Source organism: Billgrantia hypersalina (genome assembly GCF_052584175.1).
Genome location: NZ_JBMIQI010000020.1, coordinates 90638 through 114631, shown reverse-complemented (window position 1 = coordinate 114631; position 23994 = coordinate 90638). Strand labels below are relative to the sequence as shown.

17 protein-coding genes are annotated in these 23994 nt (G+C 64.8%); all 17 read left to right on the top strand.

Going from position 1 to position 23994, the window contains the following annotated elements; all coding sequences use genetic code 11:
- The first annotated feature begins 4 nt into the window (after positions 1-4).
- The 17 genes from tagH (at position 5) to ACOJCM_RS19215 (ending at position 23907) form a co-directional block, all read left to right on the top strand.
- Positions 5-1393: a type VI secretion system-associated FHA domain protein TagH gene (gene tagH / locus ACOJCM_RS19295; RefSeq protein ID WP_445213710.1), complete on the top strand. Its 1389-nt coding sequence runs from the start codon at positions 5-7 to the stop codon at positions 1391-1393.
- Positions 1394-1419: 26 nt separating this feature from the next.
- Entirely contained in the window at positions 1420-1974 is a 555-nt protein-coding gene (tssJ, locus tag ACOJCM_RS19290; protein WP_445213709.1) for a type VI secretion system lipoprotein TssJ, read from the top strand.
- Complete coding sequence (tssK, locus tag ACOJCM_RS19285) at positions 1974-3308, top strand: type VI secretion system baseplate subunit TssK (protein ID WP_445213708.1); 1335 nt, start codon at positions 1974-1976, stop codon at positions 3306-3308. The genes tssJ and tssK overlap by 1 nt, the downstream gene beginning before the upstream one ends.
- Positions 3309-3311: 3 nt before the next feature.
- Positions 3312-4157 carry a type IVB secretion system protein IcmH/DotU gene (icmH, locus tag ACOJCM_RS19280; RefSeq protein WP_445213707.1) on the top strand — a complete coding sequence of 282 codons (846 nt, stop codon included), beginning with the start codon at positions 3312-3314 and terminating at the stop codon, positions 4155-4157.
- An 8-nt stretch (positions 4158-4165) separates the two neighbouring features.
- Positions 4166-6838, top strand: a complete 2673-nt coding sequence (gene tssH / locus ACOJCM_RS19275) for a type VI secretion system ATPase TssH (RefSeq protein WP_445213706.1) — start codon at positions 4166-4168, stop codon at positions 6836-6838.
- Positions 6839-6841: 3 nt separating this feature from the next.
- A complete protein-coding gene (locus ACOJCM_RS19270; protein ID WP_445213705.1) occupies positions 6842-8446 on the top strand; it encodes a sigma-54 interaction domain-containing protein in 1605 nt (534 codons plus the stop codon).
- Entirely contained in the window at positions 8443-9093 is a 651-nt protein-coding gene (gene vasI, locus ACOJCM_RS19265; protein ID WP_445213704.1) for a type VI secretion system-associated protein VasI, read from the top strand. Before ACOJCM_RS19270 ends, vasI begins: the two co-directional genes overlap by 4 nt.
- Positions 9094-9100: 7 nt before the next feature.
- Positions 9101-10531, top strand: coding sequence for a type VI secretion system protein TssA (tssA, locus tag ACOJCM_RS19260; protein WP_445213703.1), 1431 nt, complete (start codon positions 9101-9103; stop codon positions 10529-10531).
- 88 nt (positions 10532-10619) lie between these two features.
- Entirely contained in the window at positions 10620-14285 is a 3666-nt protein-coding gene (tssM, locus tag ACOJCM_RS19255) for a type VI secretion system membrane subunit TssM (RefSeq protein WP_445213702.1), read from the top strand.
- Positions 14269-14847, top strand: coding sequence for a GNAT family N-acetyltransferase (locus ACOJCM_RS19250; RefSeq protein WP_445213701.1), 579 nt, complete (start codon positions 14269-14271; stop codon positions 14845-14847). Before tssM ends, ACOJCM_RS19250 begins: the two co-directional genes overlap by 17 nt.
- A 22-nt stretch (positions 14848-14869) precedes the next feature.
- Entirely contained in the window at positions 14870-15772 is a 903-nt protein-coding gene (locus ACOJCM_RS19245) for a type VI secretion system PAAR protein (RefSeq protein ID WP_445213700.1), read from the top strand.
- Complete coding sequence (locus ACOJCM_RS19240) at positions 15772-16242, top strand: hypothetical protein (protein ID WP_445213699.1); 471 nt, start codon at positions 15772-15774, stop codon at positions 16240-16242. Before ACOJCM_RS19245 ends, ACOJCM_RS19240 begins: the two co-directional genes overlap by 1 nt.
- Before the next feature lie 60 nt (positions 16243-16302).
- A complete protein-coding gene (locus ACOJCM_RS19235; protein ID WP_445213698.1) occupies positions 16303-18363 on the top strand; it encodes a type VI secretion system Vgr family protein in 2061 nt (686 codons plus the stop codon).
- Positions 18356-19315 (top strand): DUF4123 domain-containing protein, encoded by a 960-nt coding sequence (locus ACOJCM_RS19230; RefSeq protein WP_445213697.1) that lies wholly within the window; start codon positions 18356-18358, stop codon positions 19313-19315. Before ACOJCM_RS19235 ends, ACOJCM_RS19230 begins: the two co-directional genes overlap by 8 nt.
- Complete coding sequence (locus ACOJCM_RS19225; RefSeq protein WP_445213696.1) at positions 19308-22643, top strand: T6SS effector BTH_I2691 family protein; 3336 nt, start codon at positions 19308-19310, stop codon at positions 22641-22643. The genes ACOJCM_RS19230 and ACOJCM_RS19225 overlap by 8 nt, the downstream gene beginning before the upstream one ends.
- A gap of 6 nt (positions 22644-22649) precedes the next feature.
- A complete protein-coding gene (locus ACOJCM_RS19220) occupies positions 22650-23411 on the top strand; it encodes a hypothetical protein (protein ID WP_445213695.1) in 762 nt (253 codons plus the stop codon).
- Positions 23412-23649: 238 nt separating this feature from the next.
- Positions 23650-23907, top strand: coding sequence for a hypothetical protein (locus ACOJCM_RS19215; protein WP_445213694.1), 258 nt, complete (start codon positions 23650-23652; stop codon positions 23905-23907).
- Positions 23908-23994: the final 87 nt, after the last annotated feature.

Genomic DNA, 23994 nt, shown 5'->3' with positions numbered 1-23994 from the left:
CGCGATGACGTATCTTTCACGCCCTCAACAAGCCGCCGCCAGTGCCGTCACCCTGGTGGTGCTCAATAGCGAACGGCTGGAGGGGCGTTCCACCAGCAGCTACGTATTTGCGGCCACGGGAGGCACCCTGGGTAGCGCCACGAGCGATGACTGGCTGCTGCAGGACCCTGCTGGTCGAATCCGCCCCGCCCATGCCGAAATACGCCTGCTCGACGGACAATTCTGCCTGATCGACCGCAGCGGCCACACCTTCATCAATCACGCCACGCTGCCGCTGGGCCGCGACCGGCGGGTCGCCCTGCGCGACGGTGACGAGCTGGCTGTCGGCGAATACCGGGTGCGCGTACACCTGGGCGACCGCCAGGCCGGCTTGCCCGGTGCCCAGCCGCTCTCCGCCCTGGTCGATGACGACCTGGACGGACTGGCGGAGCAGGGCGTGATGCCTTACCGGGACGCGTCCTCGGCCCCCTTTGCGCCGCCGCGCCGCGACGACCCGCTGGAGGCCTTGGGCGAGGCGACACCTGGCGCCAGCCAGCGCGATCCGCTCACGGCTCTGGCTCATGAGCACGAGGCAGCACCAGGCGATGACGATGCGCTGCTCGGCGTCTTGGCCGAGCCGCAGCATGGCGACACGGGGCAGCGCCACTCGCTGGAGTGGCGCGAAGCGGCGACGACTAATCGACGATACGAGGAGGCGACCAAGATGAACCGGGATATGGAACAAGGCCTGCTGGAGGATCTGGAACGCTCGGTAGGCGAGCAGCTCGAGGAGCGCTGGCAGGACAGCGTGCCGGCTGGCGCCGGCTCCAGCAGCAGCGATCCGCTGCTGCGCGCGCTGGGCGCCGAGCTGCGCTTTGCCGACAGTGAAGAACAGCTCAACTTCCTGGCTGAGGCCGGCCACACCCTGCGTGCCGCCATCGAAGGCCTGCAGGCGCTTCACCGCGCCCAGGACGACAGTCGTTACCCGCTGCGCGACCGGCGCCTGCAGCCGATCGAAGACAACCCGCTGCGCCTGGGACAGCCCTATCGCGACACCGTCGAGACGCTGTTCTCCGCTCGACGCAGCCCGGTCCATCTCTCGGCGCCGGCGGCCGTGGCCGAGTGCCTGACTCACCAAGGACAGCACCAGGCGGCGGTGGAGGAGGCCATTGGCGAGGCACTGCAGGCGATCCTCGATGCCTTCGCCCCTGATGCGCTGCTCAAGCGCTTTCATGCCTATCGCGGCGCCGGCAACCGCCTCGACGACGAGGGCAGCTGGGCATGGGAGATGTATCGCCACTACTACCAGGAGCTCAACTCAGGCCGTCAGCAAGGCTTCGCCAAGCTGTTCTGGGAGGTGTTCGAACAGGCGTACGACCAGTCGGTACGTCGTCAGCAGCGCGAAGCCAAGTGAACACAACAAGACGGGGCGCAGAAAACATGAACGATAGATTTTGGCGCACAAGCAAAACCCCGGCGCGCTCCTTGACGTGGCTGCCGGTGGTGCTGCTGGCGCTGGTGCTCAGTGGCTGCACCACCATAGGCAAGACCTGGCAAGTGATCCGTGACCCCTCGGTTCCGGTGGGCCATCCCGAAGAGCGACCGACCCGAGTCGACCTGGCCATGCTCGCCGAGCCCGACGTCAACCCCAACTTCGAGGGCGAGGGCACCCCGCTGCGCTTCCAGATTCTGCAGCTCAAGGACGACTCGATGCTGATGGCGGCTGACCACTACCAGTTGCGTAACGATCTGGAAGGCGCCCTGGGAACCAACTACCTGACTCACGACGACTTCACCCTGCTGCCGGGTCAGTGGAAGTTCTACGAGCCGTTCGAGATAGACGAGGAGACTCGTTACATCGGGCTGATCGCCTTCTACAGCAATCCCGACCAGGCCGAGTGGAAGAAGGTGGTTCGGGTCGCTTCGCGCAGCGAGGACTACCACCTTCTGGTGCACCTGCGCGCCGGCGAGGCCGAGCTGAGGAAGGAAGACTAATGGCCAGCCGCAACCGAGTGGTTTGGAGTGAAGGCCTGTTCATCAAGCCGCAGCACTTCCAGCAGCAGCAGCGCAGCCTCGAAGGTCTGCTCGAGGCGCGCCTGCGGGGCATCAGTCACGCCCTGTACGGCTTCCAGACCCTGGAGCTTAACGCCGAATACCTGAGCTTTGGGCGCATTGCCATCAGTCGCGCCAGCGGGGTGCTGCCCGACGGTACGGCCTTTCTACTGCCCGATGATGACATCGAGCCAAAGCCGCTGGAGATCGACGACGCCGGTATTGCCAACCAGCTCGTCTACCTGTGCCTGCCGCTGGCCACCGATGCGGTGGGCGAGGTTCGCTGGCCCGACGACGACCTGCCGACTCGCTACCGCCTGGCGCAACGCAGCGTTCGCGACCTGCACTCCCGCGATGGTGATACCGCGGTTCTCGATGTCGCCCGGGTCGCCCCCCGCCTGCTGCTCGAACGCGACGATCGCAGCGCCTACACCTGCCTGGCGGTGGCGCGCATCCATGAGCGGCGCCCCGACGGCAGTCTGGTGCTCGATGAACAGTTCATCCCCACGCTGCTTAACGTGCAGGCGGCGCCGGTGCTGCAGCGCTTCGTCGGCGAGATGGCCGGGCTAATGCGGGAACGTGCGCGCAACATCGCCCATCGCCTCGCCTCGCCGCACCAGGCCGGTGTGGCCGACGTTTCCGACTTCATGCTGCTGCAGCTGCTCAACCGCGCCCAGCCGCGCTTTCAGCACCTGGCGCGTCTGGGCCACCTGCACCCGGAGCGACTGTTCGCCACCATGCTGGAAACCGCCAGCGAGCTTACGACCTTCACCGACGAGTCGCGGCTACCGCCTGAGTGCCCGGCCTACGACCACGACCACCCCGAGCGGGCCTTCCGGCTGTTGATGCAGAGTCTGCGTCAATCGCTCTCCACCGTGCTCGAGCCGCGTGCGCTGGCGATCCAACTGCAGTCGCGACGCTACGGCCTGCTGGTGGCACCGTTGGCCGATCCGGCCCTACTCGAAAACGCCGATTTCATCCTTGCGGTGCGTGCCGACATGCCCCACGAGCGGCTGCGCAAGCTGTTTCTGCAGCAGACCAAGGTGGCCAGCGTGGAGCGCATCCGCGACCTCATCAGCCTGCAGCTGCCCGGTGTGCCGCTGGAGCCGCTACCGGTGGCCCCGCGCGAATTGCCCTACCACGCCGGCTACAGCTACTTCCGCCTCGACCGGCAGAGCCAGGCCTGGAGCATGCTCGACGGTGCCAGCGGTTTCGCCTTCCACGTGGCGGGCGAATTTCCCGGGCTCGAAATGCAGTTCTGGGCGATCAGGAGCTAAGCCATGCAAGAACTTGCCACCACGCGATACGAACCCGAGGCTGGCGCCGTGGCGCGCTATGCCCCCACCCGCCATGAGGACCGCATCGACGAGCGTGGGCTGGAGCGGTTGATCCACAGCCATGCCGAACAGCTCGACGCCGACGAGGAGTACTGGTTCCGCCTGCGCGGATACAACCTCAACCCGCTGGCCGACGCCGCCAGTTCGCTGCTAGGCATGGTGCTACGGGTGCGCCAGCTCGACGGCATGAGCGACCTCGACCGCCTTTACCGCCAGGTGGTCGACGAAATCGCGGCCATCGAGGTGGAGCTCACCGAGCAGGGCTACGATCGACCCACGCTGCTGGCCTTCCGCTACGTGCTCTGCTCGTTCGTCGACGAGGCGGTGATGGCCACTTCCTGGGGGCATCAAAGCAGCTGGGCCGAGCACTCGCTGCTGACGCGTTTCCACAACGAGACTTGGGGCGGCGAGAAGGTCTTTTCGATCCTCACCCGGCTGCAGCAGGAGCCGCAGCGCTACCGCGACATGCTCGAGTTCATCTACCTCTGCCTGTGCCTCGGCTTCGAAGGACGCTACAAGGTCATGGACCACGGCCGCGAGGAGTACGAGCACATCGTGCGCAGCCTCGGCGACCAGTTGGCGGCCCTCAGCGAAACACCGGAAGACAGCCTGACCCGGCCGCTCGACAACGTCATGCCGGGGCGACGCCACCGCGGTCGCGGCATGCCGGTCTGGGGTGTGTTCGCGCTGTTCGCCGTCGCCATGGTCGGCGCCTACCTGGGCTTCGCCTGGACGCTCGATCAGCAAGCGGCCCAGGTCGGTACCCTTCTCGATCAGATTTACCGTTAGGAGATCCCATGCTCAGGGTAGAGCTTCCCGCGCTCATCGGCCGTCTCAATACCGTTTCCCGTCAAGGCCTGGAGCAGGCTGCGGTGCTGTGCGCCGAGCAGCAGGCCCCTGAGGTCACCGCCGGCCACCTGCTGCTGGCGCTGATCGATCAGCCGCTGTGCGACCTGCGTTGTCTGCTCGAAGGGCAGGGCGTCGACCTTCACGAGCTGCGTGCGCGACTGGCCGAGGAGACCCGCCCGCCGCGGGACCTGGCCGTCACCACGCCGAGCTTCTCGCCGCTGCTGGTCGAGCTATTGCAGGACGCCTGGCTGCTGGCCACGACCGAGTTCAGCTATGACAGCCTGCGCAGCGGCCTGATCTTCACCGCCCTGCTGCACAACACCGGGCGCTATGTGGGGCCGCGCAGCGCCGCGCTGCTGGCCGAGATCAATCGCGAGGGGCTGCGCCGTGGCTTCGAGCGGCTGGCCGCCGACTCCGCCGAGGCGCCCCGCGCCGAGTCCGGTGACGCCGGTCGCCGCCCGGCCCAGGCCGTCCAGGGCGACAGCGCCCTGGCGCGATTCGCCACCTCCCTCACGGAGCAGGCCCGCCGCGGCGAGCTCGACCCGGTGCTGTGCCGCGACCCGGAAATCGACCAGATGCTCGACATCCTCGGTCGTCGGCGCAAGAACAACCCCATCGTCATCGGCGATGCCGGGGTGGGCAAGAGCGCCGTGGTGGAGGGCCTCGCCGCGCGCATCGTCGAGGGCCGCGTGCCGGCGGCGCTGGCCGACGTTGAGCTGATGAGCCTCGATCTCGGCGCGCTGCAGGCCGGTGCCGCGGTGAAGGGCGAATTTGAGAAGCGGCTCAAGGCGGTGATCGAGGAGGTCAAGGCTTCGCCGCGGCCGACCCTGCTGTTCATCGACGAGGCCCACACCCTGATCGGCGCCGGCAACCAGGAGGGCGGCGGCGACGCCGCCAACCTGCTCAAGCCGGCCCTGGCCCGCGGCGAGCTGCGCACCATTGCCGCCACCACCTGGCGCGAGTACAAGAAATACTTCGAGAAGGACCCGGCGCTGTCGCGGCGCTTCCAGCCGGTGGCCCTGGCCGAGCCCAGCGTCGACCAGGCGCTGGTGATCCTGCGCGGCCTGCGCGACACCTACGAGAACGCCCATGGCGTGCTGGTCGGCGACAGCGGCCTGCGCGCTGCCGCCGAGCTTTCGGCGCGTTACTTGGCCGGCCGCCAACTGCCTGACAAGGCCATTGACGTACTCGACACCGCTTGTGCACGTCTCTCCCAGGCGCTGGACACCCCACCGCGCCGGCTCAGTCACCTCAAGAGCGAGCACATCTCCGCCCGGCGCGAGCGGGAGCAGCTCGATCGTGAGCGTCTGTTGGGGCGCAGCCCCGACCCGGCCCGCGAAGCCGAGCTCGACACCCGTCTCGCACGTCTGGAGGAAGAGGTCGAGCGGCTCGAGGCGGCTTGGGTCGACCAGCGCGAGTGCGTCGACGCCATCATCGCCCTGCATCGTCAGCTGCTCAAAGCGGGCAACACCGAAGTCGAGCCTGCGGCTGCCGAGACCGACGTGGCTAGCGAAGGCGTGACGGCAGCGGATGCCGCCGTCGCAGCGGAGGACCCGCACGAAGCTCTGGCCCGCCACGAGGCGCGCCTGGCCGAGCTGCAGCAGGAGTTCGCCCTGGTCAACGCCAGCGTCGAGGAGGCGCAGATCGCTCAGGTCATCGGCGACTGGACCGGCGTGCCGGTGGAGCGCATGACCAGCGACGAGCTGACCCGTCTCACCGAGCTGCCTGAGCATCTCGGCCGGCTGGTGCAGGGTCAGGAGATGGCCATCGAGCGCGTGCATCGCCACCTGCTCACCGCCCGCGCCGACCTGCGTCGCCCCGGTCGCCCGCTGGGCGCCTTCCTGCTGGTCGGCCCCAGCGGCGTGGGCAAGACCGAGACCGTGGTGCAGATCGCCGAGCGCCTCTACGGCGGTCGTCAGTTCCTCACCACCATCAACATGTCCGAGTACCAGGAGAAGCACACCGTGTCGCGGCTGATCGGCTCGCCGCCGGGTTACGTGGGCTTCGGCGAGGGCGGCCTGCTGACCGAGGCGATCCGCCAGCGACCCTATTCGGTGGTGCTGCTCGACGAGATTGAGAAGGCCCATCCGGACGTGCTCAACCTGTTCTACCAAGCCTTCGACAAGGGCGAGCTAGCCGATGGGGAAGGGCGACTGATCGACTGCAAGAACGTGGTGTTCTTCCTTACCTCGAATCTGGGCTATGAGGCCATCGTCGCCCACGCCGAGGAGCCCGCAGCGCTGGACGACGCGCTCTACCCGGTGCTGGCGGGCTTCTTCAAGCCGGCGCTGCTGGCGCGTATGGAGGTGGTGCCCTACTTCCCGCTGGGCGCCGACACCTTGCGCGACATCGTGGCGGCCAAGCTCGACACCCTGGCCGAGCGTATCCGCTCGCGCCATCACCAGGCCGAAGTGGTGCTCGACGAGGCCCTGCGCGACGCCATCTGCATCCGTGCCACCCGCAGCGAGAACGGCGCGCGTATGCTCGAGTCGGTGATCGACGGCGAGCTGCTGCCGCCGGTGTCGCGGGCGCTGCTCGACCGCATGGCGCGGCGCGAGACGGTGGCCCGGGTGGCGCTGGGCGTCGACGAGGCGGGCGCCTTTACCGTGGAGGTAGTGTAGGCAATGACGGCGAAGGTGTTCGACACGCGCTGGTGCGAGGGCGACTTGCCGACGGCGCCCGGCCTCGACGGCATGGCGCGTGCGCTGGCGATGGTCGAAAGCGCCTCGCCCGCCGAGCTGCGCACTTGCGCCAGCGGCATTCTCCAGGCCAGCCACCAGTTGGCCTGGGTCAGCTGTCTCTATCTCGACGGCAGCGGCCGCTGGCTGGGCGGTGACGGCATTGATAGTCGCTTCGACTGCGACGACTTCCGCCATCCCTATGCCTATGCCATTCGCCAGGGCAAGCCGCTGCGTCTTGGCCTGCTGGAGGCGCGCTCGCGGCTCGACCACGCCGATTTCCAGGCCCAGGTGGGGAGGCTTCCCGGCGGGCTGCAGCTGGTGGTGCGTCCGCTGCGGGCGCTGGACAGGAAGCGTGAGTGGCTCGGTGCCCTGGCCATGGCCGGGGAAGCCGAACGCCTGGCCGTGCTCGAGGCGGATGGCGAGTTCGCTGCCTTCGAGGCGCTGCTGTGCCGGCTGTGGGCGGGGCTAACCCGCCACCAGGGCGAGCGTCAGCGTGAGGCGAGCCTGCGGCACTCATTGGCCCAATTGAGTGACGGCGCTCGTCGACAGGCGCTGGCCGCGCGGTTGGCCGCCGATCTACTGGGCGATTCGAAAGCCATGCAGGCGCTGCGCAGCCAGGTGGTACGGGCGGCGGAGACCAACCTGGCGGTGCTGCTTCAGGGTGAAACCGGCACCGGCAAGGACCGGGTGGCGCGTGCCATTCACCAACTCTCGGGACGGCGTGAGGGCGCCTTCATGGCGATCAACTGCGCGGCAATTCCCGAGTCGCTGCTGGAATCAGAGCTGTTCGGCCACGCCAAGGGCGCCTTCTCCGGCGCCGACCGGGCCCGGGAAGGGCTGATTAGCCAGGCCGACGGCGGCACCCTCTTCCTCGACGAGATCGGCGACATGCCGCTGCCGCTGCAGGCCAAGCTGTTGCGGGTGCTGGAGAACGGCGGCTATCGGCCGCTGGGATCGAGTGAGGAGCGCCGTGCCGACCTGCGCCTGGTGGCCGCCACGCACCAGCCGCTGCGCGAACGCATTCGCGATCAGCGCTTCCGCGCCGATCTCTACTACCGGCTGGGACAGTTCCCGCTGACCCTGCCGCCGCTGCGCGAACGCAGCGAGGACATTGCCGAGCTGGCCGAAGCCTTCATTGCCGATTTCTGTACCCGCGAGGGGCGCGATGAGATGGGCATCACCCCGGCCGCACTGCGCCAGCTGCGTGAGCGCGACTACCCGGGCAACGTGCGTGAGTTGAAGAACCTGATCGACTACGCCTGCGCCATGACTCGCCCCGGCGAGGATGTCGCCCCCGAGGCGCTGCCCGCCCAGGCCGATGCCGAGGCTCAGACCGATGACGATGTCAGTGCCGCGACAGCGCCCACCAAGGCAAACGACGCAAGCGTGAAGGACCTGCGTCGTGCCTTGCGCGAATACGAGGCGGAACTGATCCGCCAACGGCTGCAGCTGTTCGACGGCAACCGCGCCCTGGCGGCCGAGAGCCTCGGCCTGCCCAAGCGCACCCTGGCACACAGGTGCCGTTTGTTGGAACTGGACGCCAAATGAGTTCGACCACTGTTTTCTTTGCGCCGTGGCTGGCGCTGGCCATGAGTTTGATCCCAGTCGCCGACGCCTGGGGCGATGCCGCCGAGGCCGTAGTGGCCCAGGCCCACGAGTGTGCCGCCGAGCCCTCGCGCCTGGAGCGGCTGGGCTGCTACGACGCCCTGTTCCTTGCCCACGTCGAAGCGGCGGCAAGCGAGGATGTTCGTCCCGCGCTGTGGCATGCGATCAATGCACAGGAGGCCGAGCGCGACGGCGATGACATGGGTTTGTTGATCCGCGAGGACGGCGGGGGAGTGCAAATCAGCGTGCCGGCGCTGGGCAGTGTGCCGCCGCGACCACAGCTGGTGATCGCTTGCGAGAAGACCATTACCCGCTTCCAGTTCCACCTGCCCCAGGCGCTGCATGCCCCGCGGGTGCAGGTGCGTCTGCGAGCCGGTGGACGCGAGCTGGAACAGGTGTGGCAGGCCCGCGATGGAGGCTACGTGGTCAGCGGCGGCCGAGGCCTGCCGGCCATTGCTACGCTGCAGCAGCTGCTGGACGCCGACGAACTGGCGCTGGGCAGCGACCAGGCCGTCCTCGACGGCCTGCGCTTCGAAACCGCCGGGCTGCGCCAGGCGATTCAGCCGCTGCGCGACGCCTGTCGCTGGTGAGGTAGAGATGCGAATCGTCAACGAAGCACAGTTGAAAGGCTTGCTGGCTGCGCTCCCCCCGGAGGGTGTGGGTAGATCAGTAGTCGACAGCCCCGACTATGCCTGGCTCGACGAGGAGATGATGAAGATCGGCTCGCTGCAGCATGGCGGAGTCGATTGGGAAGGCGCCGAAATCCGCGCCGTGCGGTTGCTGAGTGAAACCGGCAAGGACCTCAAGGTGCTGGGCCACCTGCTGCACTGCCTACAGCGCGGCGGCGACGGCGTACGCTTCGCCCTCTCGCTGCGCCTGTTCGCCGGCAGTCTCGGAGGCTGGTGGAACCAGGCCTACCCCTACGGCGGCGTGCAGGGCGAGCGGCTGCGGCCGCGGCTGTTCCGCCAATTCGCCCAGCGTGCGCTGACGCTGGCGGAAACCCTCGACTTCGACAACGCCGCCGACGAGCACCAGGCCTGCGAGGCTGCCCTCGAGGCGCTGTTGGCGGCGGCCCGGGGGCTCGAGCTGCCCGACGAGCCGCTGGTGGACCTGCAGCGCCTGCTGCGTCAGGCCCGCCCCAGCCAGGCCGTGGCGGCCACCGCCGCGCCGACACGGGATGAGGCTTCACCACGAACCGCACCGGGCGGTGTCTCTACGCCTGCGGCCAAGCTGCCGGAAATGCGCCTGGAAGCGGGCAACGAGCGCGGCAACCGGCAGGCCCTGCTGAAGATGGCCGACTTCCTCAACGAGCAGAGTCCGAGCGACCCGCTCGGCTTTCGGCTTCGTCGCCACGCCATCTGGCATGCCATCCAGGCGCTGCCGGCAACCCGCGACGGCGTCCGCTCCGAGCTGGCACCCCCCGCCGCCGACCGGGTGGCGGAGTATCGCGAGGCGCTCTCACGCGGTGCCGATGCCGAGCTGTGGAAGCGCATCGAGAACAGCCTGGCGGTTAGCCCCTACTGGCTGGAGGGGCATCGTCTCAGCGCGAGTGCCGCCGAACGGCTCGGTCATCCGCGCTGCGCCGCGGCCATTCGCGACGAGGCGGGCCGCTTCGTCGAGCGACTGCCCGGCATCGAAGCGCTGACCTTCAACGACGGCAGCGCTTTCGTCGACGCGGAGACCCGCCAATGGTTGGAGGCCGCCGCGGGCGGTAGCGGCGGGGGCGTTCAGCAAGGCGTCGGCGATCCGTGGCAGGAGGGGCTCAGCGAGGCGCGAGAAAAACTCGATGCCGAGGGCCTCGAGGTGGCTCTGGCGGGGCTCGATCGCGGCCTGGCCGAGGCCCGCTCGCCGCGGGAGGTCGCCTACTGGCGGCTGGCCAGCGCCGATCTGCTGCGCGATGCCGGACTGGCGGCGATGGCCGGCCAGCACTATCGCGCGGTGCACGACTCGCTGGCAGGCCTTGGGTTGGAACAGTGGGAGCCGGCGCTGCTCGAGCGCCTCGAGCGGGCGGTGGGGAAGGGTGCATGACGGCGATACGAACACGAGCTGATCGGCACCCCAAGAAGGCCGCCAGCAGCATCACCATCAACATCGACAGGGACGAGGGCTAAGGCTCATGTGGAAAAGTGTGAAGTCCGGTCTGAGTCGCTGGGTACCCGGCGTCTCTCGGGCACAAAGCAACGTCAACCGGGCCAAGATGCATGGCAACAAGGCCCAGGGCATCGGTAAGCAGGCGAGTAAGCTAACCGCCGTGCTCTGGTGGCTGCTGCTGGCCGCGCTGGTCGTCGCCATCTGGTGGCTGGGGCCAATGTGGCAGGTCCGCGATAGCTACCCGCTGGCGCCCTGGCTCAACCGCCTGCTGGCCACCCTGGCCCTAGCCACCCTGGTGGCGGTGGTATGGGGGGTTCGCCTCGCTCGCCGGTTGCGTGAAGTGAGCAATGAGCATCACCACAACGAACAGCTTCAGCTCGACCCGGTGCTAGCCCAGGTAGAGCAGCAGGAAGCGACACTGAATGCCACCCTGCACGAGCTGCTCGACAATCTCGGTGCCGGCCTCGGGGCGCGCTACAAGCTGCCCTGGTACCTGGTGATGGGCGTAGAGAACGCGGGCAAGACCAGCCTGATCAACCGCTCGGGACAGAACTTCTCGCTGACCCAGGTGATGAAGGCATCCGGCCAGGGCAAGAAGGGCAATCAGTTCGGTTTCGACTGGTGGATCGGCGACAAGGCGGTGCTGATCGACCCCGACGGTGAGCTGCTGACCCAGGGTGCGCTGGAAGGTGGCGAACCCCAGGAGATGCAGAGCCGGCTGTGGGACCACTTCGTCGGCTGGCTCGAGCGCAACCGTGCCCAGCGTCCGCTGGATGGCGTGGTACTGGTACTCGATCTGGCGCGGCTGAGCGATGCCCGGGTGGCGGTGCGCAAGGCCTACGCCTCGCTGCTGCGTGCCCGCCTGCGCGAGCTGATGGAGCGCCACGGCACGCGGTTGCCGGTCTATGTCACCTTCAGCAAGATGGACCTACTGCACGGCTTCGACGACTTCTTCCGCCACTACTCCCGCGCCGCCCGCCGGGCGCCGCTGGGCTTCACCTTCAGCCCGGAGAGCGTCGAGCGTATCGACCAGTGGGCCGACGAGTTCGCCAACGCCTACGATGCCATGCTCGAACGGCTCAACCGCAGCCTGCCCACGCTGCTGGCCGAGTGCCGCGACCGCGAGGAGCGTGAATCGGTGTTCCGCTTCGTGCGCCAGCTCGCCGGCCTGCGGGACGTACTATTGGGCTTCCTGCGCGAAGCGCTCTCCAGCGACCGCTACTCCACTGCGGCCATGGTGCGCGGCACCTACTTCACCTCGGTGTATCAGCAGGGCGTGCCGGAGGACCCTTTCGTCGATGCTGCCGCGCGGCGCTACGGCATGGCCGACACTACACAGCCGGCTCATCGTGCCGCGCGCAGCGCGCTCTATTTTACCGAGGAGTTGTTCGAGAAGGTGATCTACCCCGAGGCAGGACTGGCCGGCGACAACGCTCGTGCCGCCCGGCGTCGGCGCCGCTTGCGGCGTACCAGCGCTTTTGCTTGTCTGCTGGCCGGGTTGGCGCTGGTGGGCGGCTGGAGCCACTTCTACCAGAAGAACACCCAGGCCTTGGCGGCGGTGGAGGAGAAGACCGAAGCGTTCCTCGCGGCCCAGCCCGACGAACTGCGCAGCGACGACCCGACCGGCTATGCGCTACTGGAGCCACTCGATCGCCTGCGCGCCACCACCCTGGAGTTCGGTGATTACCGCGAGCATTTGCCGTGGCTGGCCGATATGGGCCTCTACCAAGGACACGCCGTGGGTCGCCAGGTGGAAAATGCCTACCTGGCGATGCTCAGCTACCACTTTTTGCCTTCGCTGATGATCGGCATCATGGACGATATGAACCGCGCCGAGGCCGGCAGTAACGAGAAGCTGGCCCTGTTACGCGTGCTACGCATGATGTCCGACGCCAGCGGGCGGCAGCCCGAGCGGGTCGAAGCCTACATGGCGCGGCGCTGGCAACGCGCTTTCCCGCAGCGCGGCAGCGTGCAGGAGCGCCTGCTCGACCACCTCGCCTACGCCATGGTGCACACCGATCTCGAGGGCCGGGTAGCCGCCAGTGATCGTCACGCCGAGCAGGCCATGGCGGCACTGCGCGGCAGTCTGCAGGCCGCTCAGGAAGAGCTCTCGCGTCAGCCCATGGACGAGCGGGTCTATGCCACCCTCAAGGCGGAGAGCTCCACGCGCAGCGGTGCGGTACTCGAACTCCCGCAGGGCGTGGGGCCGTCGTTCAACGCCGTGTTCATGGCCCGCGGTGACGAGCTGGAGCGCTTGCAGCTACCCAGTCTGGTGACCCGCGACGGGTTCGAAGGCTACTTCCTCAAGGAGATCGAGCAAGCCACCGAACTGGCGATGATCGATCTCTGGGTGCTGGGCCAGCGTGACGACATCGCCTTCAGCGCCGCCGACGAGCGCCAGTTGCGCGATGCCCTGCACGAGCGCTACGTCAGCGACTACCACCTGACCTGGCGTCAGGTGCTCGACGACCTCTATCTGGTGCCGCTGCCCGACATCGACCAGGCTGTCTTCGTCGCGGATACCCTGCTCGGCGCCAGCCGACCGCTGGATCGCCTGCTCGGCGAAGTGGCGCGCCACACCCGCCTCTACCCCGAGCTGCCGGAAGACGACGAGACCGCGCGTCAGGCCCTGGAGCGCTCACCGCGCTACCGCCTGGCCGGCGAGATCGAGCGTCACTTCCGCGATCTTAACGGGTTACTCGACGACCGCGGCGGCAGTCCGGCCGACATCGCCGAGATCAAGATGGCCATCGGTGAACTGCGTGACTACCTGCGCCAGGTGCAGGGTGCCAGCGATCCGGGCCGTGCGGCCTTCGTCAACGCCCGCGACCGCCTGGCGCTGCGCGGCGGCGATCCCATCCACAACCTCAAGCGCATCGCCGAAAACACCCCGGCCCCGGTGGGCCGCATGCTCGACAGCCTGGCCGACCAGAGCTGGCAGCTGATGATGGCCAGTGCCATTCGTCACCTGGAGCATCAGTGGCTCGACGAGGTGGTGGGGCCGTTCCAGGAGCGCCTGGCGGGCCGTTACCCGCTGGTGCCCAGCGCCTCACGCGAGGTGGCGCTGGCTGACTTCGAAACCTTCTTCGCCGGCGGCGGCATTCTCGATCGCTTCTACCAGGACAACTTGCGCCCCTTTGTCGAAGAGGCGCCCGAGTTCCTGGTCGATGCCGAAGGCACACCGCTACTGCGTCAAAGCGTGTTCACCGCCTTCCAGCGCGCCGAGCAGATCCGCCAGGCCTACTTCGGCCGCGACGGCGTACTCGACGTGGAGTTCGCCCTGGAGCCGGTGAGCCTGAGCGCTGACAAGCGGCGCAGCGTGATCAACATCGACGGACAAATCATCGACTACGCCCATAGCGCCAGCTCGCGGGTATCGATGATCTGGCCCAATGCCCTACGCGGCGGTAACGAGAGTCGCATCACCCTGGTGCCGAGCCAAGTCAACCGCTCGCCGCGCAGCCTTAGCCGCGACGGCGCCTGGGCCTGGTTCCGCCTGCTCGACGAGGCGGAGATTACCAGCGCCGGCGAGCGCGATCTGGAGCTGCGCTTCCAGGTGGATGGCGGGACGGCGCGTTATCGACTGCATGCTACCGGCTCGCGCAATCCATTCACCCGCCCGCTGGTCGCTGGGTTCCAGCTGCCCACTGCGCTATACGCCGAAGGAGGTTTCGATGTTGGCAGCCGTTAAGCGCCTTTTCAGCGGAGAAAGCCGGAAGGCGGCGGCGCCTGCCAGCGCCAGCGAGGCGGTAAAAGGGCTGGAGGAGGCCTCGATGGAAGACATCGGCGCCTTTCTCGAGGCGGCCCGGCGCGCCGATACCAAAGGGCACTCGCCCTGGGTGCTGCGCGACGAGGCCCGCCTGACCACTCTGCGCCGGGCACTGGAATTCACCGTGCAACGCAGCCAGTGGCTGCAGCGTGACGATGGCAATGTTGCCCGCTGGCAGGGCCGTCTGCTCAAGCTGCGACATCGCGAAGGACCCACGCTGGGCATGCTGCTGGCGTGCCGGCCCGATGACGAGGCGGCCTGGCAGCTGCGCTTTTTCTTCGTCGAGCCCGAGTGGCAGGGCAGCGGCCACGGCGCCCGGCTGCTAGAGGCGGCGCGCCTCAGCCTGAATGGGGTGCCGCTCAATGCCCGGCTGCCACTGGCCTGCCAGGCGGCGGTACGCAGCCTGGAGCAGGCCGGCTTCGCGCGCATGCATGTCAACGCCTTCGACGTGGCCAGCTTCGAGGCGCCTGCGGAGTGGGACTAAGCCAGAACAGGGAGAGCGACTGATGGGACGCAATTTCGTACTCGTAGGTGACATCGGCACCGACCATGACGGTTTTCCGCCGACGCCGGTCACCGCCGGTAGCCCGACCGTGCTGATCGACGGCAAGGCCGCGGCTCGCCTGGGCGACCCCCTGGTTCCGCACGACAAGCCCAACCACCCTTCACATCCACGCGCCATAGCCGAAGGCTCAAGCACTATTTTGATCGACGGCAAGCCGGCGGCACTCACCGGTCACGCAGTGAGCTGTGGTGGCGTGGTAATAGGAGGGGCGAGCGCTGTTGGCGGTGAGTCGGGAGGAGGCCCGCTTGTCTCTGCGGTTACGGCATTGGCCGCTACAGCCCCGCAGGCTTCCGCTTCATCGGCTGCTGCAGCACCAGATAGCGCTGGGCTAGCTGGTGGCCAGCCAACGGAGCTCACCATGAGCGAAGCGGGAAAACAGTGGTTGAAGGAGGTCGAACAGCTGCGCTTGATGCCTTATGACGATCAGACCGGACGTGAGATTACATCATGGGTAGAAGGGGCCACGATTGGCTATGGGCATCTCATTGCCGCATCCAAGTGGCCTTTATATCAGCACGGTATCAATCGCGAGCAGGCTGAGCATATATTTGAAGAGCATCTGGAAGCTTATGTCGAGGCTGTGAAAAGAGAAATTGAGGCTGCTTTGGCGCAACATCAATTCGATGCGGCTGTCATTTTAGCATACAACATTGGGTTGCATGCTTTTGCTTCATCATCCGTAGTCAAGCTGATAAATGATGCCGATGCGGTGACGCCATATTCTAATCTAGAAGCGGCGTGGAAAGCCTGGAACAGATCGCAAGGCGTGGAAAACCGAGGCTTGGTTAATCGACGTGCTGCAGAATGGAATATGTTTTCCAACGGAGTGTATGAAAAATGGTAATGAGGGATTTTTTGGTACGATTGATCGGCGTATTATTGTTTATGCCGGCCGCTGCACTAGCAGATTGCGCTTGCTCTGACTTTCGAAAAGTACGAGGCGAGTATACTACAGTCGAAATAAGTCGCTATGGAGGAGGGCTGACACCTCGCGAAGAAGCCGTAGAGCGAATTGATAAGAAGGCTTTAATATCTCATGACCATTTTTCGCTTTGGGATGAGCTTCGATATGATTCTCCTAATTATAAAATAGATTGTCATCCTGTACCTCAAGAAGAGGGAGAGGTTCCATTACCTACAGAAAGGTGGGGAAACTTTTATGGCTACGGAATGGATAGGAATGTTATTGAGGTGTTTAGTATATTTCCCTCGAAACAAGAAGGCCCGCGCATTATTTTTGAAATCGTTGAGGATGAGTTGTGGTTTTTTTCAGATGGCTGGTTCTATCGAATGAAACGCGTTACTCACGATTGAGCGCACGGTAAATTAAGCATGGCTTCTGGCTCGGTGGAGCTCACATACGGGACGCTAAATATGAATGGGTTACAGTTTACTTTGCAGCTCGCCGGAGCCGACAGCGCCGAATTGGCCGTGGTCGATTTCTCTCTGGAAGAGGCGCTCTCCCAGCCCTTCACCCTCAAGGTGCGTTTCGCCAGCCGCGACGGCAGCCTTTCCGCCACCGCACTGCTCGATCGTCCGGTGAGCCTGACGATCTGGCAGGACGGCGAAGTACTGCGCCGGGTGCATGCCGTGGTTACCGAGTTCGGTCGCGGCGACCGCGGCCACCGCCGCACGCTCTACTCACTGTTGGCCCGCCCGGCGCTGTGGCGCCTGGGCCTGCGACACAACTCGCGCATCTTCCAGGAGGTCTCGCCGCTCACGGTCATCAACACACTGTGCGACGAGCGAAGCCTCACCGACGTGGCCTTCGCCGCCACCCGCGAACCCGTCGAGCGGGAGTACTGCGTTCAGTACCGCGAAACCGACCTCGCCTTCGTCGAGCGCCTGGCCGCGGAAGAGGGGCTGTTCTACTTCCACGAGTTCGAAGACGCGCCGAACGGCACCCACCGCCTGGTGTTCGCCGATGCGCCCCAGGCGCTGCCCCATCTGGGCGAGCGCAGCTACCACGGTCGCGCCGGCGGCACCCCGCCGAGCCGCCACGTGCGCAAGCTCGAACAGCTCGCCCGGGTCGCCCCGGCCTCGGTCACGCTCAAGGACTACTCGTTCAAGAACCCGGCCTATGCGCAGCTACACGAACACGCCGCAGGCGGTCTGGAAGAACACGCTCAACGGGACGACTACGAACACTACGACTACCCCGGCCGCTACAAGGCCGACGCCTCCGGCGACGCCTTCACCCGCATCCGCCTGGAACACCTGCGCAACGACGCCCTGACCTGCGGCGCCGAGAGCGACCTGCCCGAACTCGCCCCCGGCATCCGCTTCACCCTCACCGATCACGATCTCAGCGAGCTCAACCGCGACTGGCAGGTGGTGAAGGTCACGCACCGCGGCAGCCAGCCCCAGGCGCTGGAAGAGGATGGCATCACGCAAGGGGATGCGGTGGGCATGGGGCAGATGACTCGCTATCACAACGAACTGATCCTGACCCCCGCCGATCAGGCCTGGCGCCCCCAGCCCAAGCCCAACCCCAAGCCCCGCGTCGACGGCCCCCAGGTCGCCTTCGTGGTCGGCCCCGAGGGCGAAGAGATCTACTGCGACGAGCACGGCCGGGTCAAGGTGCAGTTCCCCTGGGATCGCTATGCCGAACCCAACGAAACGGCCAGCGCCTGGGTGCGTGTCAGCCAGGGCTGGGCCGGCGGCGGCTACGGTAGCATCGCCATCCCCCGGATCGGCCATGAGGTGATCGTCTCGTTCCTTGAGGGCGACCCCGATCAGCCGCTGATCACCGGGCGTACCTACCATGCGGTGAATACGCCGCCCTACGAGCTTCCGGCGCACAAGACCCGCACCGTCATCCGCACCCAGAGCCACAAGGGCGACGGCTTCAACGAGCTGCGCTTCGAGGACGAGGCCGGCCAGGAGCAGATCTGGCTGCACGCCCAGAAAGACCTGGAGCTGCTGACCCACAACGACCGCACCGAAGAGATCGGCAACGACAGCTTCCTCACCGTGCACCACGACCGTATCGGTGAGATTCATGCCGACGACCACCTGACGGTGCATAGAAGCTGCCACACCCAGATCGACGGCGACGACCACCTCATCGTCGACGCCAGCCGGCATGAGAAGTACGGCCGCGCCCAACTGGTCGAAGCCGGTCAGGAGATCCACCACAAGGCGGGGATGAAGGTGGTGATCGAAGCCGGCGCCGAGATCACCCTCAAGGCCGGCGGCAGCTTCGTCAAGCTCGACCCCAGCGGGGTCACCATTGTTGGCGCCCAGGTCAAGATCAACTCCGGAGGCAGCCCCGGCTCCGGCTCAGGCCAGGCCGCCCAGGGGCCGGCCCTGCCGAGGGAGGCGGTGGGGGAAATGCATGAGATCGTCGCCCCGATCAATCGCCCGGCTCAGCTCAAGGCCCTGCTCAAGGCCCCGGCCAGCTGTGAAATCTGCGAAGAAGCGGCCAATGGGTAAAGAGGCCGCTGAAATGGGCGATTTACGGGAAGTCACCCATGCGCTGGTAGACGGCGTACGCTATCCCCGAGCTTTTGTGCGCCTATACGACCGGGACGATATCGCCGATATCGAGCCGCTGTATCTGACAACCCGCTGGGCGTCGTTGGCAGAACAAGGGCCCATTCTGGTGCGCCTGCAGGGCGCGGGGCTGCGAGATGAAGTACTGCGCGAAACTCAAGGCGAGTGGCCACGGGCTCTGACATGGCTGCACAGCGATGTGAGCAGCACGGAATTGGCCGAGCATCTGCGCCAGTTCGTAACGCTCGAAGCGGCGGGCCAGGAAAAGCTGCTGCGCTTTGCCGACCCTCTGGTGACACGCCATTGGTTGGCCAGCTATGGCAATGCGGTGCCGGCTGACGTCATGGGGCCCATTCGAACCTGGTGGGTAGCGGAATGGCCGCTTAGCTGGGCTGCGGACTCGGTCCTTATCTGGAATGCCTTCCTGCCCGACGAGAGTTCCCGGTTCGGCGAGTACGATGAGTCTCCACTGAAGAGCTTCATGGGCGCGCCTCAGCTTGCGGCGCTTGAAGCGGTGACACGTTGGCAGTTCAAGGCGCGTCTGACCGAGCACTTCCAGGCCAATGCCAGCCAAACCTGGCAGGCGTTGCCTGCCGAAGGTCGGGGGCAGTGGATGGATGCGCGTATCGACGATGCGATGGCGTGGGGAGCCTCGACCGAGCGGCAGATAGCCATCTGGCTCGACCTGAGCCTGCATTGGGGCGAGGGCTTCATGAGTGCCAATGACGGTCTTTATCGGCATTGGGTTGCCTGCACCGAACAGAATGAGCCGCTACCGCGGCAGGAGCGCCTTTATGCGCTGGACGCTTGGAGCCGTACGCCTGAGGCCGTGGCTCTGCAGTGCAAAGCGAACTCACAAACAATATCCGTAAACGAGGTTTCTCATGACTGACAGGGACGTGCAGTGCCAACAACGCGACGCTCGCTTCGATGAGTCACCGCTGGGCAGTGGCATGTGTCCGCTACTGCTCGATGTCGCTATCTTTCCCGTTCGCTACGCCATCGATGAAGCGCCGAGGCAGGCCGGCGAGCCGGCACCGCATCCCCTGACATCACCCTGGCAGGGCCCGGATTATCCTGGGCTTCAGACTTGCAGCTACACACTGCGCCAACTCCGTGACGGTTGGGTGTACGTCTGGGTCGAGGAAGAGGGCGAGCAGCGCATCGATGAGCATCGGGTCGAAGGCGCCACCTTCGGCGGGCAACCCCATTTGACCTATTCCACCCAGGCGCGGCTTGCCCTGGCCTATTCCCCGGTGCAATGGACCGAACGTATCCAGGCCTACATGCTTGCCGATGCGCAGGTGCGTCAGCGCGTGATGCGATCCGTCGACCTGCTGGCCGCATTGACAGGCACGGCGCAGCCGGGTGGCGCCTTTCCCGCCCATATTGGCCCCATCACCCAGCTTGCCGAGCATGTGGCGGATATCACACCCAACGGCGCCGTCGATGGGTTCACCACGACCACCGTCTCGACGTCCGAGCGTGAAGGGGATATGGGGGAGGAGGATGACACTCTCTACGAAGTCCTCTCCGTCAGGCCGGAAATCACCCAGGACAGCGTACTGGCTCAAGTGGAGCGTCATGACGAAGCGCTCTTCGTCGCGCTGGATGACGATCTAGGCATCGTCAACGATCTGATCATGGCGCTGTTAGGCCGAGAAGCGGAGCTGGAAGCTTTCCTCGACGAGCATGGGCACAAGCTGGAAACAGCCCAGGTGACCCAGGCACTGTGCGGTCCTGACGACAGCGACCTACCGGAGGCGGTTCGCGACGACCCTGAGAGGTACCGTCAGGCTCAACGACTTCTCCAGCAGCGTTTGGAAGCGCAGGAGGCGCAAGAGTTCTCCACCGCAATGAACCGAGGCTCTCCCTTCGGTCGCGCTGGCTCTTCGTTGCAGCGCCAGCATGAGGAATGCATCGCTGCCATCGACTCCAATCTGGCTGCCATGGGCATCGAGCCGCCGAGTCGCGATGCTCGGGACGCATGGCGTAGCAAACGGCGTTGGCGAGACGATGTCGACTACGCCGGCGTGGTAAATTTCATCAACACTGAGCAGCCGCGGCTGGAACGGTTGCAAGCCCATGTTCAAGCCAGTCTTGAGGACGTCATAGTCTGGCTCGGGAGACTGCCCACCGATGGTGAGAGTCTCTGCTTCGATCTTTGCGACGAAGCACAATCGCAGACTTTATTGGAGTTCGCCGCTCTGGTCAGTGAAGCCCTGGGGGCCACTGCACAAGGCCGGCAATGGCTCACCGGGACCTTCCGGGAGCGCGACAGCCTGATCGGTACCGGACCTTTCAACTTCTCCCCCACGTTGGCTGCGGCCTTTGATGGTATCGCTCTGCAGTGGCTAGAGGGAGGAGCGGATGGCGCTGGCGGGCTTGGCGTCATGCCAAGCGATGTGGCCGGCTTTGCCGGTCATGTCGATACCGTGCTGAGGTTGGAGCACGTGCAGGAATCGGCACTATTCCTGGCATTGGCCCAGCCTGTGCAAGACACCTTTGCCACCTTGCAGAAGGTGGCAGCCGGCGCCGGCAGGCAAGCTTGGGAGGCGCTTGCCTATCAGGCGTTGCCTGCCGCAGGCGCTGGGGCTCAGGTGGCTGCTCAGCAAATTGCCAGGGGGGCTTCGATTGCCATGTTGGCGGCCTTCGTTCATCCCGATAATCAGGGCACTTTCTTGCAACGCAACGACGGGGCCTTGGCCCAGCAGCGCCATTGGCGTGCCGGTATGCTCCGCCTGTCGGTGCAGATCAAGGCCCAGCAGCTGTTGCTACGTGCACCTATGTCGTCTGGCCGGCGTGCCGAGGTATTTCGCACGCTGAGCTCGCTCGAAAACGACTATCAGGCCCTGGCACTGCAAGAGCCGAAGCGCTTTACCGCAGGCCCTGCTCAAGGCGCTGCGGCACCGCTCGCCACACTGGGCTTCGAAGAGCTACGCGAGCAGCATCGCCTTAGAATGCAGCATGGTGCAGGTAGTGCCGTGGCGGCTCGTCAGCGCATGGCTCAGTGGATGGAGAGCCGAGGAATCGGTGGATTGCCGCTGCTTATCGCCGCGCTCAACCTGGTAAACGTGGCCGACAGCGTTCGCAACGCCCAGCGGGATGGCATGAACCAGGCCGACCTGGAAAAGCTCGCCAGCCAGGCCAGCTACGCCACTGCCGCGGTCATGGCGCTATGGGTCATGCCCTATTGGCAGCGGCATGCCAATCAGACGGCCTCGCTGCGTGGGACTACGAGAAGCATAACCGGGGTAGGTGTAGCCAGGTGGCAAGCTGCCGGGCAGGCCAGCGCGGCACGAATCGCCGCCAAGCTATCCAGCCGTGTCGCGGGTATGGCCGTTTTTGCTGCTATCGGGGCGGGAGTTGAGTCATGGCAGATTTGGCAACAAACCAGTCGAACCACTAGCTCGGAGGAAAAAAATGCCCTGTGGGCAAAACTCGGTGCGACAGTGAGTATGTCTGTGATTGGTAGTGCTCAGCTAGGTGGGGCGCTGCTAGGTCGCTGGTTTGCTTTTGGCTGGATTTTGGCTCCTTGGGCCAGCTGGGCCCTTCTGGCTTTAAGCGTTGGCTATCTGATTGCTTCCATGCTGGCCGAGCACTATCGACGAGAGGGCGTTCGTCTATGGCTTTACCAAAGTACCTGGGGCAAGGCCAACAAGTGGTCCGATAGCGATGCCGATCGGGCCGCGGAACTGCGTGCGCTCAATGAAGCTCTTCTTGCTCCCTCGCTCAAACTGACGCCGGTTGTCAGGACCGAGTTCGATGTGTCTCGAACGTCTTCTCAGTTCTCGCCTGGCAGAAGGGTGGAAACGCTGCAGGGCTACTGGGTTCAACTGGCCCTGCCAGCCGTCCTGGGCGGCGAAAAAGTCTCGGTTTCCCAGAGCGCTATGGGAGGCTTCTGGGCACCGTCGGATAGTTTTACTGAGCGCCCTGCCACCGAGATCAATCGGGAATTACCTGAAGCCGCAACCTACCTCGAGGGTGACCCGCTGCGGGTGTGGCAAGCCTGGCTGTCTGCCGATCAGCTGCCCGACGGCCAGCCCTTTCTTTTCAAGGTAACCTATGACGAAGCCGTGTATGGCGATATCAGCGGTGGGCTCAGTTTTACTTTCTACAAGGCCGAGCCGAGGCGAGGCCGGCACGAGGTGGAAGTCGATGACCGATACCGTGGGTTATGCTCCTCGGCCACCGTCGCGCTGACCGTGCCGACCTCTTAGGAGACGATGACGATCATGTGGTTCATTCAACCCAAGCAGGACTATGTGGCGCAGATGCCATGGAAGCATACCGATGAGGCGGCTTTGGAGGCATGGCAAATACGTACGAGAAATTATTACACCTTGCCTGCGAATATACTTTTCGTAGTGATGCTGGCGATTTCGCTCGGAGCGGGCTATTTGCTTTCACATGCTGGAGAAGACTCTCTGCTGGCTTCTCTTCTATGGGGGGGGGGGATGTTCACCTTCTGCATTCTTATCACCATGAGCATGACTCACCAAACTGCCATTATCGTCTACCGTCTTACCGATAAGCGTATTGAGGTGTTTTCGTGGAAGCCCCAGATCGATTCGGTCAAGCCGGTGATGACTTGGACGGCCATTGGCTCCGGCGTGGTGGTGCTTTTTCTGGTATTCATCGATCCGGCCTTCCTCATTGCCGCTATCGGTCCCGTCGGTATAGGTATCGGCGCCGCGCTGATGGGCACGTCGAAAAATTATCGATCATTGGTGCGTGACGATCAGCACTATGAGATCGATTGGAAGAATGCTGAGGAAATCGCCGTATGGCGGGAGCGGGCTGTCATCGGCTTGCGCTTCACTTACCACAACGAAGACGGCTTTAGCTATCAAGCTTACAAGACGCTTTATTGCCACAAGAAAGAACTCGATGAGCGCATCGATTTCCTTCGAGAGAAGCTTCCCAACACCCCTTACCGTGAATGCAAGCTAGATGTCGACTCGGATGGAGCCTTTGCGGTGGATTAGGCTTGCTGCGGTGTGGCAAGCCTGGCTGTCGGCCGATCAACTACCGGACGGCCAGCCCTTCCTTTTCGAGGTAACCTATGACGAAGCCGTGTATGGCGATAGCAGTGGTGGGCTCAGCTTCACCTTTTACAAGGCCGAGCCAAGGTGGGGTAAGTACGAGGTAGAGGTCGATGACCGGTACCGTGGGTTGTGCTCCTCGGCCATCATTGAGCTGACCGTGCCTACCTCTTAGGAGAAGATGACGATCATGTGGTTTATCCAACCCAAGCAGGACTATGTGGTGCAGATGCCATGGAAATGTGCTGGTGAGCAGACCCTAATGACGTGGCAGATACGCACAAGGAACTACAATACCTTTGTTGCCAATGTGCTTTTTTTTATTATGTTGTTTGTGTGCTTGATTGTCGGGTTTTTATTGTTCATGGCTGAAGAAAAATTACTCCCCTCTCTATTAGGAGGGGGGGAATGTTTCTTTTTTGCGTGCTCATTACCATGAGTATGACACACCAAACTGCCATTATCGTCTACCGCCTTTCCGATAAGCGCATCGAAGTGTTTTCCTGGAAACCCCAGATCGATTCGG